16 protein-coding genes are annotated in these 14,489 nt (G+C 73.2%); 15 read left to right on the top strand and 1 reads right to left on the bottom strand.

What is annotated here, in order from left to right; translation table 11 throughout:
- Positions 1 to 148 precede the first annotated feature (148 nt).
- The gene (locus QOL15_RS09170) at positions 149 to 604 is read right to left on the bottom strand and encodes a DUF4383 domain-containing protein (RefSeq protein ID WP_071245418.1); all 456 of its coding nucleotides are present in this window, start codon (positions 602 to 604) and stop codon (positions 149 to 151) included.
- A gap of 168 nt (positions 605 to 772) precedes the next feature.
- Here QOL15_RS09170 and QOL15_RS09165 point away from each other — a divergent pair, with 168 nt between their 5' ends.
- The 15 genes from QOL15_RS09165 (at position 773) to lgt (ending at position 14,377) form a co-directional block, all read left to right on the top strand.
- On the top strand, positions 773 to 1,708 hold the full coding sequence (locus QOL15_RS09165; protein WP_071245416.1) for a methionyl-tRNA formyltransferase: 936 nt from the start codon (positions 773 to 775) through the stop codon (positions 1,706 to 1,708).
- Entirely contained in the window at positions 1,705 to 3,330 is a 1,626-nt protein-coding gene (locus tag QOL15_RS09160) for an RsmB/NOP family class I SAM-dependent RNA methyltransferase (protein ID WP_083393801.1), read from the top strand. The genes QOL15_RS09165 and QOL15_RS09160 overlap by 4 nt, the downstream gene beginning before the upstream one ends.
- 190 nt (positions 3,331 to 3,520) lie before the next feature.
- Positions 3,521 to 4,300: an Abi family protein gene (locus QOL15_RS09155; protein WP_071245414.1), complete on the top strand. Its 780-nt coding sequence runs from the start codon at positions 3,521 to 3,523 to the stop codon at positions 4,298 to 4,300.
- Positions 4,297 to 4,956, top strand: coding sequence for a ribulose-phosphate 3-epimerase (gene rpe, locus QOL15_RS09150; RefSeq protein WP_065959142.1), 660 nt, complete (start codon positions 4,297 to 4,299; stop codon positions 4,954 to 4,956). The genes QOL15_RS09155 and rpe overlap by 4 nt, the downstream gene beginning before the upstream one ends.
- Positions 4,957 to 5,120: 164 nt before the next feature.
- The gene (locus QOL15_RS09145; RefSeq protein WP_058742152.1) at positions 5,121 to 5,384 is read left to right on the top strand and encodes a phosphoribosyl-ATP diphosphatase; all 264 of its coding nucleotides are present in this window, start codon (positions 5,121 to 5,123) and stop codon (positions 5,382 to 5,384) included.
- A 70-nt stretch (positions 5,385 to 5,454) separates the two neighbouring features.
- A complete protein-coding gene (hisG, locus tag QOL15_RS09140) occupies positions 5,455 to 6,294 on the top strand; it encodes an ATP phosphoribosyltransferase (RefSeq protein WP_071245412.1) in 840 nt (279 codons plus the stop codon).
- Positions 6,295 to 6,314: 20 nt separating this feature from the next.
- Complete coding sequence (gene hisF / locus QOL15_RS09135; RefSeq protein WP_071245424.1) at positions 6,315 to 7,100, top strand: imidazole glycerol phosphate synthase subunit HisF; 786 nt, start codon at positions 6,315 to 6,317, stop codon at positions 7,098 to 7,100.
- 149 nt (positions 7,101 to 7,249) lie between these two features.
- Positions 7,250 to 7,702 (top strand): phosphoribosyl-AMP cyclohydrolase, encoded by a 453-nt coding sequence (hisI, locus tag QOL15_RS09130; RefSeq protein ID WP_065959139.1) that lies wholly within the window; start codon positions 7,250 to 7,252, stop codon positions 7,700 to 7,702.
- Complete coding sequence (locus QOL15_RS09125; protein ID WP_065959137.1) at positions 7,699 to 9,249, top strand: anthranilate synthase component I; 1,551 nt, start codon at positions 7,699 to 7,701, stop codon at positions 9,247 to 9,249. Before hisI ends, QOL15_RS09125 begins: the two co-directional genes overlap by 4 nt.
- The gene (locus QOL15_RS09120; RefSeq protein ID WP_071245410.1) at positions 9,246 to 9,980 is read left to right on the top strand and encodes a Trp biosynthesis-associated membrane protein; all 735 of its coding nucleotides are present in this window, start codon (positions 9,246 to 9,248) and stop codon (positions 9,978 to 9,980) included. Before QOL15_RS09125 ends, QOL15_RS09120 begins: the two co-directional genes overlap by 4 nt.
- Positions 9,977 to 10,216 carry an HGxxPAAW family protein gene (locus QOL15_RS09115; protein WP_065959132.1) on the top strand — a complete coding sequence of 80 codons (240 nt, stop codon included), beginning with the start codon at positions 9,977 to 9,979 and terminating at the stop codon, positions 10,214 to 10,216. Before QOL15_RS09120 ends, QOL15_RS09115 begins: the two co-directional genes overlap by 4 nt.
- A gap of 13 nt (positions 10,217 to 10,229) precedes the next feature.
- Positions 10,230 to 11,030, top strand: coding sequence for an indole-3-glycerol phosphate synthase TrpC (gene trpC, locus QOL15_RS09110; RefSeq protein ID WP_065959303.1), 801 nt, complete (start codon positions 10,230 to 10,232; stop codon positions 11,028 to 11,030).
- A 65-nt stretch (positions 11,031 to 11,095) separates the two neighbouring features.
- Positions 11,096 to 12,310: a tryptophan synthase subunit beta gene (gene trpB / locus QOL15_RS09105; RefSeq protein WP_065959130.1), complete on the top strand. Its 1,215-nt coding sequence runs from the start codon at positions 11,096 to 11,098 to the stop codon at positions 12,308 to 12,310.
- On the top strand, positions 12,307 to 13,110 hold the full coding sequence (trpA, locus tag QOL15_RS09100; protein ID WP_071245408.1) for a tryptophan synthase subunit alpha: 804 nt from the start codon (positions 12,307 to 12,309) through the stop codon (positions 13,108 to 13,110). Before trpB ends, trpA begins: the two co-directional genes overlap by 4 nt.
- 274 nt (positions 13,111 to 13,384) lie before the next feature.
- A complete protein-coding gene (gene lgt, locus QOL15_RS09095) occupies positions 13,385 to 14,377 on the top strand; it encodes a prolipoprotein diacylglyceryl transferase (RefSeq protein ID WP_083393800.1) in 993 nt (330 codons plus the stop codon).
- Positions 14,378 to 14,489 lie beyond the last annotated feature (112 nt).

Genomic DNA, 14,489 nt, shown 5'->3' with positions numbered 1-14,489 from the left:
CCGGGCATCCCCGAACGCCCCGGAACGCACGGTCGGCGGTTGCTCGCAGCGAGGTGTCGCTGCGAGCAACCGCCGACGTGGTGTGGCGCGGGTGCCCCTCGGGGGCGGACCGGCCGGACCGACCGAGGCCGACCGAGCCGGTCGGGCGTCAGGCGCTGACCGGGGTGCGACGGCCGCGCGGGAAGACGATCCCGAGCGCGACCATGCCGACGGCGAGCACGAGGTGCAGCCAGTTGTCGGCGTTGTTGAGCGGCACGAAGTTCGCTCCGGTGCTGTGGCCGGCGGTGAACAGGCCGTAGATCCAGAGGACGAAGTAGACGATGCCGCCGATGACGAGGTACATGCGGGAGCCGCTGGCGCGGTTGGCCGCGAGCAGGCCGACGACGCCGAACAGCAGGTGGACGACGTTGTGCAGCACCGAGACCTGGAAGATCCCGAGCAGCATCGCCATCGAGCCGTGGCCGGCACCGGCGAGGTCGCCGGAGGTCAGGCCGGGGACGAACCCGGCGATCCCGACGAGCAGGAAGACGATGCCGACGACGAGCGCGACCTTCTGGACGGACGAGCCCGCGTAGCGGTTGGTGGACGTGGTGACGTCAGACATGGTGGTGCTCCTTCGATCGCTGTGGTGCAGACGCTACGCAGGATCTTCACGGGCCGTTCTCAGTCCGACGCGTTCGCGCGTGCCGTGGACAGAGCGGTCTGCTGTGGAGGGCGTCACGGGCTGTGGAGGAGTGCTGGCGGCGGCCCGGCCCGTGGGACCATGGATGCCATGCGTCTCGTCGTCGCCGGCAGCCCCGCTGCGGCCGTCCCCACCCTCCGCCGCCTCGCGGCGTCCGACCACGAGATCGCCGCCGTGCTCACCCGCACGCCGACGCCGCAGGGCCGCAAGCGCGTCCTCACGCCGACCCCGGTCGCCCAGGCCGCCGAGGAGCTCGGGCTCCCGGTGATCGAGGCCGTCCGTGTCGACGACGAGGTGACCGCCCGGATCGCCGACCTCGGGGTCGACCTCGGGGTCATCGTCGCGTACGGGGCACTGCTCCGTCGGCCCGCGCTCGACACGCCCCGTCACGGGTGGGTCAACCTGCACTTCTCCGACCTGCCCGCCTACCGGGGCGCCGCTCCCGTGCAGCGTGCGGTCATGGCCGGCGACACCCGCACCGCCGCCACCGTCTTCCAGCTCGTGGAGGCCCTCGACGCCGGGCCGGTCTTCGCGAGCGACCCGTTCACGATCGACGCCGAGGCCACGGCGGGCGAGGTCCTCGCGGCGATGGCCGAGCGCGGCGCCGACACCGTTCTGCGGGTCGTCGACGCGATCGCCGACGGGACCGCCGTCGCGCACGAGCAGGTCGGCACCCCGACCACCGCCCCGAAGACCACGATCGAGGACGGCCTGGTCCGCTTCGCCGCGCCCGCCGCCGTCGTGCACGCCCACCTGCGCGGCGTCACGCCCGAGCCCGGTGCGTACGCGCACCTCGGCGAGACGCGGGTCAAGCTGCTCCGCAGCGCCCGCCTGTCGCCAGGCTCGTCCGAGCCCGTCCCGTCGCTCGCCCCCGGCGCGCTCGCCCTCCACGGCGGTCGGCTGCTCGTCGGGACCGCCGACGACCCGCTCGTGCTCACCGAGGTCCAACCCGCCGGCAAGAAGGCGATGGACGGTGCCGCCTGGGCCCGCGGGCTCGGCGACCTCACCTCGGCGGTGCTGTCGTGAGCGCCGCACCACGCCGTCCGCAGGGCGGGCGCCCGGCGGGTCCGCGCACCACGAGTGCGCGGCGGGTCGCGTTCGACGTGCTCCGCGCCGTGCAGGTCGACGACGCGTACGCCAACCTCCTGCTGCCGAGCCGCATCCGGCGTGCCGGCCTGTCCGCCCGCGACGCGGGGTTCGCGACCGAGCTCACCTACGGCTCGATCCGCATGCTCGGTCGCTACGACGCGATCATCGGCGTCGCGTCCGGACGCCGTGTCGAGAACGTCGAAGCCGACGTGCTCGACGTGCTGCGGCTCGGTGTGCACCAGCTCCTCGGCATGCGCACGCCCGTGCACGCGGCGGTCTCGGCGACCGTCGAGCTCGCACGCGAGGTCGGCGCGCGCCGGGCCACGGGCTTCGTGAACGCCGTGCTGCGCAAGGTCGCCGCCCGCACCGACGACGAGTGGGACGCCTCGATCACCGAGGGCCGGGCGGGCGACGCCCTGCTCGCGACCCGCTGGTCACACCCAGCGTGGGTGGTCGCGGCCCTGCGGGACGCCCTGGCGGCGGAACGGTCCCGCGACGAGCTCGCGGCGCTGCTCGCGGCCGACAACGTCGCGCCGCGGGTCCAGCTCGTGGCGCTGCCCGGACTCGCGACCGACGAGGACGTGCGCACCGCGGTCCGCCCACCCGCGTCGGCACCGGAGGACGACGCCTCCGCGGCTGCCGACCGTGCCCGGCCCTCGGCCGCGACGGAGGACGACGTGACCGACGCCGTCGACCGCGACCAGTCGTCCGACGGAACGGGGGACCCGTCCGTGACCACGTCGGGGCCGCGAGCCGCCGACGGCACGGACGCCGCGCCCCCCGTCCCGGACGTGGTGGTCGAGGCGGACCGCAGCCCGGTCTCACCCGTCGGCATCCGTGGCGTCTCCGGCGACCCCGCCCGGGTGCCGGGCGTCGCCGCCGGACGCCTGCGCGTGCAGGACGAGGGTTCGCAGCTCGCGGCCCTCGCGCTGAGCCGGTCCTCGGCGGTGCGGCCGGGCGAACGCTGGCTCGACATGTGCGCCGGGCCCGGCGGCAAGGCGGCGCTCCTCGCCGCCGAGGCCCGCGTCGGCGGCGCGACCCTGGTCGCGAACGAACTCGTGCCGGCCCGCGCCGGGCTGGTCCGCAAGGCCTTGTCCACGGTCGCCGACGAATCCGTGGTGACCGTCCGCCAGGGCGACGCACGACGGTTCGGCGCACCGGGGGACGAGCGCTTCGACCGCATCCTGCTCGACGCGCCGTGCACCGGACTCGGTGCCCTGCGACGGCGGCCCGAGGCACGGTGGCGCAAGCAGCCCGAGGACGTCCCCGAGCTGGCGGCCCTGCAGACCGAGTTGCTCGACGCCGCGGTCCGGGCCCTCGCACCCGGCGGCACGCTCGCGTACGTCACGTGCTCGCCGCACCTCGCCGAGACGCGCGGGCAGGTCGACGCGCTGATGTCCCGGCACGGCGACGTGCTCGAACAGCTCGACACCGCGGGCATCGTCCGTGCGGTGGCCGCCCGTGACCCGCAGGTCGCCGACGGTCGGACGGTGCAGCTCTGGCCGCACCGGACCGGCACGGACGCCATGTTCGTCGCGCTGTTCCGCCGGACCGCCTGACGCAGCACGCCCGACCCGTTGCAGTGTCGGAGGGCGTCTGATATGTTGGTCGGACAAGACCGGTTCCGCCTGCTCAGCAGGTCCAGGGCCGGTCCTCTTCGTTGTCGGGGGCGTCCCGTCATCGGGGACGGCCCGCTGTCAGGGCCGCTGATCGCAGGGAAGGTCGGTTCCGTCGCACGGTGTCGACGGGGTGCGGATCGAGTGGGGGTCGATGTCCGAGGTCAAGCGTTACTGCTCTCCGGAGGAACAGGTCGTCCTGCTCCGCGGCCGCGGGTTGCACATCGACGACGAGGGCATCGCCGTCGACCGACTCCGGCAGATCGGCTACTACCGGCTGAGCGGGTACTGGTACCCCTTCCGTGTCCTCCAGGGCGACCGCCGCACCGACTCCTTCGTCCCCGGCTCGACCCTCGACGACGTCCTCGCGTTGCACTCGTTCGACGAACGCCTCCGAACCGCCGTGCTCGGCGCGCTCGGAGCGGTCGAACTCGTCGTCCGTGCTCGACTCGGCGACGCGCTCGGGCGGGTCGACCCGTGCGCCCACCTCCGGCCCGACCTGCTCGGTCCGCTCGCGCGTGACGGACGCGACCACGACGAGTGGCTCCGGCGGCACCACGCCGAGGTCGCCCGTTCGCGCGACGAGTTCGTCGAGCACCATCGCGCGTCGTACGGGGGACGGCTGCCGGTCTGGGCCGCGGTCGAGGTCATGGACTGGGGAGCGCTGACGAGACTGTTCAGCTTCGCGTCGCCGCCGGTGCAGCGGTCCGTCGCGAGCACGTTCGACCTCCGGCCGCCGCAGATGGTGTCCTGGCTCCGAGCGCTCAACGTCCTGCGCAACGTGTGCGCCCACCACGGTCGCGTGTTCAACCGCGTCTACGCGAAGCAGCCTCGGCTGCCCCGGACTGGCGGACCTCGCCGCTCTGGGCGTCACGCGACGCTGCACAGCCGCGTCGGTAGGCTTGTCCGGTGACCATCCGCATCGCGCCGAGCATCCTGTCCGCCGACTTCGCGAACCTCGAGCGGGAACTGCACCGCATCGAGAGCGCCGACCTGGTGCACGTCGACGTGATGGACAACCACTTCGTGCCGAACCTCACCCTCGGCCTGCCGATCGTGCAGCGGCTGCAGGAGGTCTCCCCGGTGCCGCTCGACGTGCACCTGATGATCACCGACGCCGACACGCAGGCACCGAAGTACGCCGAGACCGGTGCGTCGAGCGTCACGTTCCACTTCGAGGCGGCGGCCGACCCCGTGGCGACCGCGGCGGCGATCCGCTCGAACGGCGCCCGCGCGGCGGTGGCGATCAAGCCCGGGACGCCCGTGACCGACGTGCTGCGGCACCTCGACGCCTACGACATGGTCCTGCTCATGACGGTCGAGCCGGGCTTCGGCGGCCAGTCGTTCATGCCGTCCGTGATGCCGAAGCTCGCCGACGCCCGCGCAGCGGTCGACGCCTCGGGGCTCGACGTGTGGCTCGAGGTCGACGGCGGGATCGCGGTCGACACGGTGCCCGAGGCGGTCCGCAGCGGCGCCGACACGCTCGTCGCGGGGTCCGCCGTGTACGGCGGGGAACCGTCGCAGCGCATCGCCGACCTGCGGGCGGCAGCCGCGGCGGCACGCGCGTGACCGCCGACGCGACCGGCGCGTCGGACCCGGCCCGCGCCTCCCGGCCGACCGGAGCGGACGACGGTGCGGACGACGGTGCGGACGACGGTGCGGACGTCGGCGTGACCGCCGGTGTCCCGGTGGGTGGGTCCGCCGGGGCGGCCGGGGACGGTAGCCTGTCCTCCGTGAAGACGTTCGACGACCTGTTCGCGGAGCTGACCGAGAAGGCGCGGACGCGCCCCGAGGGCTCCGGCACCGTCGCCGAACTGGACGCCGGCGTGCACCAGATCGGCAAGAAGATCGTGGAGGAAGCCGCCGAGGTCTGGATGGCGGCCGAGTACGAGGGCGACGAGCGCACCTCCGAGGAGATCTCGCAGTTGGTCTACCACCTGCAGGTCCTCATGGTCGCGAAGGGCCTGACCCCGGCGGACGTCTGGCGACATCTGTAGGCAGGCGTGTCGCGCACCGAGCGCCACCGCCCCCGCAGCCGTCCCGACCTCCAGCAGAAAGCAGACCCTGATGCTCCGCATCGCCGTGCCCAACAAGGGCTCGCTGTCCGAGACCGCCTCCGAGATGCTCAAGGAGGCCGGGTACGCCGGTCGCCGCGACCCGAAGGCGCTGCACCTGCTCGACGAGCGCAACGGCGTCGAGTTCTTCTTCCTCCGCCCGCGGGACATCGCGACGTACGTCGGGTCGGGGGCGCTCGACGTCGGCATCACCGGTCGCGACCTGCTGCTGGACTCCGGCTCGGCGGCGCACGAGGTCGACGCGCTCGGGTTCGCCGACTCGACGTTCCGCTTCGCGGGCACGCCCGGCCGCTTCACCGAGCTGCGGGACCTCGACGGCGTGCGGGTCGCGACGAGCTACCCCGGCCTGGTCGGGGAGTTCCTGGCCCAGCACGGCGTCTCCGCGACCCTCGTCAAGCTCGACGGCGCCGTCGAGAGTGCGGTGCGCCTCGGTGTCGCCGACGCGGTCGCCGACGTCGTCTCGACCGGCAGCACCCTCCGCGCCGCCGGCCTGGAGATCTTCGGCCCGGTCATCCTCGAGTCGACCGCGCTGCTCATCTCGACCGACGAGTCGATCCCGGGCATCGACGTCCTGCGCCGTCGGCTGCAGGGCGTGCTCGTCGCCCGCGGCTACGTGATGCTCGACTACGACATCCCCACCGGCCTGCTCGAACAGGCCACCGCGGTCGCCTCGGGCATCGAGTCGCCGACCGTGTCGCCGCTGCACGACCGCGACTGGTCGGCGGTGCGGGTGATGATCCCGCGCGAGGACGCGAACCTCATCATGGACGCGCTCTACGACCTCGGCGCACGCGCCATCCTCGTCAGCCCGATCCACGCCGCACGCCTGTGACCGACGCAGCGGAGCCGGGCGTGTCCGGCGCACCGGCGGCGGTCGGCGGGGTCGCCGTGCGCGTCGTGCCGTGCCTCGACGTGCAGGGCGGTCGCGTCGTCAAGGGCGTCAACTTCCTGGACCTGCAGGACGCCGGCGACCCGGTCGAGCTCGCGGCGCGCTACTACGAGCAGGGCGCCGACGAACTGACCTTCCTCGACGTCGGAGCGACGGTCGAGAACCGCGCGACGATGTACGACACCGTGACGCGAACCGCCGAGCAGGTGTTCATCCCGCTGACGGTGGGCGGCGGGGTCCGCAGCGTCGACGACGTGTCGCGCCTGCAGCAGTGCGGCGCCGACAAGATCGGTGTGAACAGCGCCGCGATCGCCCGGCCCGACCTGGTCGGCGAGATCGCGGACCGCTTCGGCGCGCAGGCGGTCGTGCTCTCGCTCGACGTCAAGCGCTCCGACCGGATGCCGTCCGGCTTCGTCGTGACGACGCACGGCGGGCGCACCGAGTCCGACCTCGACGCGATCGCGTGGGCGCGCGAGGGCGTCGAACGCGGCGCGGGGGAGCTGCTCGTCAACTCGATCGACGCCGACGGCACGAAGAACGGCTTCGACCTCGAGCTCATCGCCGCGGTCCGCGCGGTGTCCTCCGTCCCCGTGATCGGGTCCGGCGGCGCGGGTCGGGTCGAGCACTTCGCCCCGGCCGTCGAGGCGGGCGCCGACGCGGTCCTCGCGGCGAGCGTCTTCCACCGCGGCGAGATGACCATCGGCGACGTCAAGGCCGCACTGCGCGCGGACGGTCTCGTCGTCCGCTGACCGGTCCTCGTCCACCGCGCCCCCGCCCGTGGTGGACCGGAGGCGCGTCCGCCCTGCCCCCGCCCCGTGGCGCGACCACGGCCGGCCGGGAGGCGCGGGGCGGGCCCGCACCGCGCCTCCCGTCCGGCACGCCGTAGGCTAGGAGCCTCATGACCGACAGCACCAGCACCAGCACGGACGCGGTCCTCGACCGCGCGCGGTTCGGTGCGGACGGGTTGCTCCCCGCCGTCGTGCAGGAGGAGTCCACGAAGGACGTCCTCATGCTCGGCTACATGGACCGGGAAGCCCTCCGCCGCACCCTGACCGAGGGCCGGGTGACCTTCTGGTCACGCTCCCGGCAGGAGTACTGGCGCAAGGGCGACACGTCCGGCCACGCCCAGTACGTGCGTGCCGCGGCGCTCGACTGCGACGACGACACCCTGCTCGTCACCGTGCAGCAGGTCGGTGCGGCGTGCCACACCGGCGCGCACCGCTGCTTCGACGTCGACCCGCTCGACCCGGTCACGGCCTCCGCGCCGCCCGCCGGGTCCGCCGCGGACGAGGCCGTCGCGGCCTGGACCGCACTCACCGACGCCGCCACGTCGGACGGAGCGGCACGGTGACCGCGGCGACCGCGCACGGCTCCGACGAGCCGCGCACGACGACCCGCTCCGCGTACGACGGTCTGCTCGCCGACCACCGGGTGGTCCCGGTCGTCCGCGCGCTCTACGCGGACAGCGAGACCCCGGTCGGCGTCTACCGCAAGCTCGCGGACGGTCGTCCCGGGTCGTTCCTGCTGGAGTCCGCCGGCCAGGGCGGTCTGTGGTCCCGCTGGTCCTTCGTCGGCGTGCGCAGCTTCGGTGTGCTCACGCAGGAGGGCGACCGCGCCGCCTGGATCGACACCGGCATCAGCGCCGAGCGCGCGGTCGGCTCGCTCGACGGCGCGCCGCTCGAGGTGCTCGCACGACTGCACGAGCGCTGGGCGACCCCGCGCGTCCCGGGCACCCCGCCCCTCGTCGGCGGTACGGTCGGCTTCGTCGGCTGGGAGGCCGTCCGTCAGCTCGAGCACCTGCCCGACGCCCCGCCCGCGGACTTCGACGTCCCGGGACAGGCGCTGTCCTTCGTGTCGGAGCTCGCGGCGCTCGACCACCGCACCGGACTCGTGCTGCTCGTCGCGAGCGTCCTCAACGACGGCACCGACGACGCCGACGCGATGTGGAGCGACGCCCAGGTACGACTCGACCGGATGCAGGCCGACCTCGTGCAGCCGACCGTCGCGACCGTGGCCGAGGCGTTCGAGATCGCCGAGCCCACCCCGACCCACCGCACCTCTCCCGACGACTACATGGCCGCGGTGGTCCGGTCGAAGGACTTCATCCGCGACGGCGACGTCTTCCAGGTCGTCATCTCGCAGCGGTTCGACCACGAGGTCACCGCCGACCCGCTCGACGTCTACCGGGTGCTGCGGACGCTCAACCCGAGCCCGTACATGTACTTCCTGTCGCTCGCGGACACCGCCGACGAGCGGTTCTGGATCGTCGGCGCGTCGCCCGAGGCGCTCGTCAAGGTGCAGGGCGGCCGGGCCATCACGCACCCGATCGCCGGATCGCGTCCGCGCGGGGCCTCGCCCGTCGAGGACGTCCGTCTCGGCGAGGAACTGCTCGCCGACCCGAAGGAGCGCGCCGAGCACCTCATGCTCGTCGACCTCGCCCGCAACGACCTGCAGAAGGTCTGCGAGCCGGGCACGGTCGCCGTGACCGAGTTCATGACGGTCGAGCGGTTCAGCCACATCATGCACCTCGTGTCGAGCGTCGAGGGGTCGGTCCGGCCCGGGGCGTCCGCGATCGACGTGTTCCGCGCGACGTTCCCGGCCGGGACCCTGTCCGGTGCGCCGAAGCCGCGCGCGCTCGAGATCATCGACGAGCTCGAACCGGCGAAGCGCGGCGCGTACGCCGGTGTCGTCGGCTACTTCGACTTCGCGGGCGACGCCGACCTGGCGATCGCCATCCGCACCGCCCTGATCAAGGACGGCGTCGCGCGCGTGCAGGCCGGCGCCGGGCTCGTCGCCGACTCCGACCCGCACACCGAGCACGTCGAGGCCGTCAACAAGGCGGCGGCCCCGCTGCGCGCGGTCGCGACGGCGAACCGGATGCGCGAGGTGCGTCCGTGAGCCGCACCCGGTCACTGACCCGCGCGCGGTCGCGCCCGCTGGTGGTCGTCGGCGGCCTCGCGGTGGCCGGCATCGTGATGCTCTCGTGGACGCAGACCTGGTTCACCGTGCGGCTCCACACCGGGACCGCCGTGGTGTCGCAGGTCGTCGCGGACGGCGCAGCCGCGGTGCCGCAGTACACCGCCCTCGCGATCGCCAGTCTCGCGCTGTTCCTCGCGCTCACGATCGCCGGCCGCGTCCTCCGGGTCGTGCTCGGCGTCGTCGAGGTGCTGCTCGGTGCCGGTGTCGTCCTCACCGGCGCCTCGGCACTGACCGATCCCGTCGCCGCGTCGAAGGGCGCCGTGGGCGGGGTCGCCGGCGTGAGCGACATCGACGCCGTGCGCCGGGTCGTCGCGAGCGTCGACGTGACCGTGTGGCCGGCCGTCGGCATCGTCGGTGGCGTCCTCGCGGTCCTGCTCGGCGTCGCGGTCCTGGTGCTCCAGCGGTCCTGGCCCGGTCCGACCCGCAAGTACGGCGCGCAGACGACCGGTGCGGCCGCGGCGGCACGGGCTGCGGCACCGGCGCAGCGCGATGCGATCACCGACTGGGACGACCTCAGCGCCGGCGACGACCCGACCGTCCTCGACGGTGCGCAGGGCGGCGCGGTGGGGGAGCCCACCACGACCGGCGCGGTAGGATCGCAGGGGCGTCGATCGGACGACGACGCCGGAACCGAACGAGGAGCACCGTGAGCAACACTGAGCCCGCAGAACTCGGCGAAGGCCACTCGCCCGCCGCCTGGACCGCCGTCGTGATCATGCTGATCGGGTTCGCGGCCGGGACGCTGTTCTTCTGGTTCGACATGGCGTGGGGCGTCTGGGCCTCGGCCGGTGTCGTGGTGGTCGGCCTGATCGTGGGCGCCGTCATGGGCAAGGCCGGCTACGGCGTCAACGGCCCGAAGTACGTCGCCAAGCACCACGCGGAGTAGTCCCGTGGCGAACGTGCTCGAGACCCTCGTCGCCGGTGCGCTCGAGGACGCCGAAGCCCGGCGCCTCGACCGCCCCTACGCCGACGTCGAACGCGACCTCGACCGGGTCGCGTCGCCGCTCGACGCCCTGGAGTTCCTGGCCCCCGGTGACCGCGTGAAGATCCTCGCCGAGGTCAAGCGTGCGAGCCCGTCGCGCGGCTCGATGGCCGCGATCGAGGACCCGGCCGCACTCGCCGCCGACTACGAGCGCGGCGGTGCGTCGACGATCAGCGTGCTCACCGAGGGGCGGAAGTTCCTCGGGAGCCTCGCCGACCTCGAGGCCGTCAAGGCCCGGGTCGGCGTGCCGGTGCTCCGCAAGGACTTCATCGCGGACCCGTACCAGGTCGTCGAGGCACGTGCGTCCGGCGCCGACCTCGTGCTGCTCATCGTCGCGGCCCTCGACCAGCAGCGGCTCGTCGAGCTGCACGGCCTGGCCGAGGAGCTCGGCATGCGCGTCCTCGTCGAGGCGCACTCCGCCGACGAGGTCGCGCGCGGCCTCGACGCCGGGGCACGCATCCTCGGCGTGAACGCCCGCGACCTGACCGACTTCTCGCTGGACCGTGACCTGTTCGGCTCGCTCGCCGACCGTATCCCCGACGGGGTCGTCCGCGTCGCCGAGTCCGCCGTCGCCGGTCCCGCCGACGTCGCGCACTACCGCTCCGCGGGTGCCGACGTCGTCCTGGTGGGGGAGGCGCTCGTCACGGGCACCGACCCGGCCGCAACCCTCGCGTCGTTCATCGCCGCCGCGGACGGCCTCGGCCGCCCGCGCGCCTGACCGCGCTCCGTCCCACCGGCCGCGCCCGACTCCGGGCGCGGCCGCTCCACCCCGGGAGACCCACCGTGACCTCACTCCGTGACCTGCAGGGCCCGTACTTCGGCGACTTCGGCGGACGCTTCGTCCCCGAGTCCCTGGTCGAGGCGCTCGACGAGCTCGAGACCGCCTTCCGTGAGGCCTGGGCGGACCCGGCGTTCCGCGAGGAGCTCGACACGCTCCAGCGCGAGTACACCGGCCGCCCCTCGATCATCACCGAGGCGCCGCGGTTCGCGAAGCACGCCGGTGGTGCCCGGATCATCCTCAAGCGCGAGGACCTCAACCACACCGGTTCGCACAAGATCAACAACGTGCTCGGCCAGGCCCTGGTCGCGAAGCGCCTCGGCAAGACCCGCCTGATCGCCGAGACCGGCGCGGGCCAGCACGGCGTCGCGACCGCCACCGCAGCCGCACTGTTCGGCATGGACTGCGTCGTGTACATGGGTGCGGTCGACACCGAGCGCCAGGCGCTCAACGTCGCCCGGATGCGGCTCCTCGGCGCCGAGGTCATCCCGGTCGAGACCGGCTCCCGCACGCTCAAGGACGCGATCAACGACGCGCTGCGCGACTGGGTCGCCAACGTCGAGTCGACGCACTACCTGCTCGGCACGGTCGCCGGCCCGCACCCGTTCCCCGAGATGGTGCGCGAGTTCCACAAGGTGATCGGCGAGGAGGCCCGGCAGCAGGTGCTCGACCGCATCGGTCGCCTGCCCGACGCCGTCGCCGCGTGCGTCGGCGGCGGGTCGAACGCGATGGGCATCTTCGAGGCGTTCCTCGACGACGAGTCCGTCCGGCTGCACGGCTTCGAGGCCGGCGGCGAGGGGATCGAGACCGGTCGTCACGCGGCGAGCATCTCGCTCGGTCGCACGGGTGTCCTGCAGGGCACGATGTCCTACCTCATGCAGGACGAGGACGGCCAGACGATCGAGAGCCACAGCATCTCGGCGGGTCTCGACTACCCGAGCGTCGGCCCGGAGCACGCCTACCTCGCGTCGATCGGCCGCGCGCAGTACACGCCGATCACCGACGCCGAGGCGATGGAGGCGTTCCGTCTGCTCGGCCGCACCGAGGGCATCCTGCCGGCGATCGAGTCGGCCCACGCACTGGCCGGTGCGATCAAGCTCGGCAAGGAGCTCGGCCCGGACGGTGTCGTGCTCGTGTCCCTGTCCGGACGCGGCGACAAGGACGTGGCGTCCGCCAGCCGCTACTTCGGCATCCTCGACGAGAACGCGGTGCAGCTGTGACCACCCCCGGAACCACCCGCTCGGTCGCGACGACGATCGACACCGCCAACGCCGAGCGTGCGGGCGCGGTCGTCGGGTACCTGCCCGCCGGCTTCCCGGACGTGCAGACCAGTGTCGACGCGGCCGTCGCCCTCGCCGAGAACGGCGTCGACGTCATCGAGTTCGGCCTGCCCTACTCCGACCCGGTCATGGACGGTCCCGTCATCCAGCGCGCCGCCGAGGAGAGCCTGGCGAACGGCTTCCGCGTCGCCCAGGTCTTCGACGCGGTCGACCAGATCACGAACCGCGTGGACGTGCCGGTCCTGGTGATGACCTACTGGAACCCCGTGCTCCGGTACGGCGTGGAGCGCTTCGCAGACGACCTCGTCGCCGCCGGTGCCTCCGGGCTCATCACCCCGGACCTCATCCCCGACGAGGCTCGTGCCTGGATCGACGCCTCGGAGCGCACCGGGCTCGACCGCGTGTTCCTCGCCGCCCCGTCCTCGACGGACGCCCGGATGCAGCAGGCCGTCCGGTCGAGCCGCGGGTTCGTCTACGCGGTGTCGACGATGGGCGTCACCGGTGCCCGGGTCGGCGTCGACGTCGCCGCGCGCGCGGTCGTGTCGCGGCTCCGCGACGCGGGCGTCGAGCGCACCTGCGTCGGCCTCGGGATCTCGACGGCCGACCAGGTCGCCGAGGTGCTCGAGTACGCCGACGGCGCGATCATCGGATCGGCGTTCGTGCGCGCCCTCGCCGACCTCGGCGTCCAGGGCGTGGCCGACCGTGCGGCCGACCTCGCGTCCGGCGCTGCGCGCCGCTGACGACGGATCCGGGGTGCGCGGCCGACCGCTCCTCCGGCACCGCTGACCACCGGACCGACGCGCGTCGGGCCGTCACCGCGTTCCGGACGGGAGGCGCGGTGCGGGTGACCGACGTCGCTCACCCGCACCGCGCCTCCCGTCCGTGCGTGCGGTCACAGTTCCCACAGGTCGGCCGCCGGCGTTCCTGCCGGGCGCGGTTCCCGCGCTACAGTGAGCGGGGCCGCCGCCTCGGCGGAACCGCGGCCGTCCAGCACCGAAAGGCGACAGCACCTCCATGCCCCTCCTGAGCATCCCGAGCCCGAGCACCGCGTGGCAGTACTTCGACCTGACCGCCTGGCTGCGCGACGTCTTCGGCTGGAACCTGCCGCTCGACTTCCGCATCCACGCGTACGCCATCTGCATCCTGCTGGGGATCGTGGCCGCGGTGCTGCTCGCGAACCGTCGCCTGAACGCGCGCGGGGTCGAGCGGTGGATCATCATCGACATCGCGATCTGGGCGGTGCCGCTGGGGATCATCGGCGGACGGCTGTTCCACGTGTTCACCCACGTCAAGGACTACTTCGGGCCCGGCCGTGACCCGTGGTCCTTCCTCTACGTGTGGGAGGGCGGTCTCGCGATCTTCGGCGCGATCATCCTCGGGTCGCTCGGCGCGTGGATCGGGTGCCGCCAGGTGGGCCTGCGCTTCACGACGCTGATCGACGCCATCGCTCCGGGCGTGCTGCTCGCACAGGCGTTCGGACGGCTCGGCAACTACTTCAACCACGAACTCTTCGGCATGCCGACGAACCTGCCGTGGGGCCTGCAGATCGAGTCGACGAACCCGGCGTTCCCGACCGGCCTGCCCGCGGGCACGCTGTTCCACCCGACCTTCCTGTACGAGATCATCTGGAACGTCGTCGGCGTGGTCGTCATCCTGCTGCTCGACAAGCGTTTCCAGCTGCAGTGGGGCAAGGTCATGGCCCTCTACCTGATCTGGTACGGCACCGGCCGTTCGGTCCTCGAGTCCATCCGTGTCGACACGAGCGAGACCTTCGCCGGCATCCGCACGAACGTCTGGATGTCCTTCGCGGCGATCCTCGTGGGCGTGATCGTGTTCCTCGTGCAGACCCGTCGCCACACCGGCAAGGAGCCCGGCCCGTACCGCCCGGGTCGCGAGCCGCGTCGGACCTCCGATGTAGACTCCGATGACACCTGGTCGGAACACGACGACGACGCTCCGGCAGCCGTCACGGACGCCGATCCGGTCACCGCAGCGGGCCGCGCCTAGGAAGCACCCCTCCCGCGTGGACGGCACCCGCCGGCCACGCGGCCACGCTGCACCGGTCCTCGTCGCCACGAGCGACGGCACGACCTCGCGCGTCGCCACCGACCACACCGAC

Origin of the sequence: Curtobacterium sp. MCBA15_012, from assembly GCF_001864935.2 — a bacterium.
Taxonomy (GTDB): domain Bacteria; phylum Actinomycetota; class Actinomycetes; order Actinomycetales; family Microbacteriaceae; genus Curtobacterium.
The sequence above is the reverse complement of the archived record's forward strand: the minus strand, read 5'-3'. Positions and strand labels throughout refer to the sequence as shown.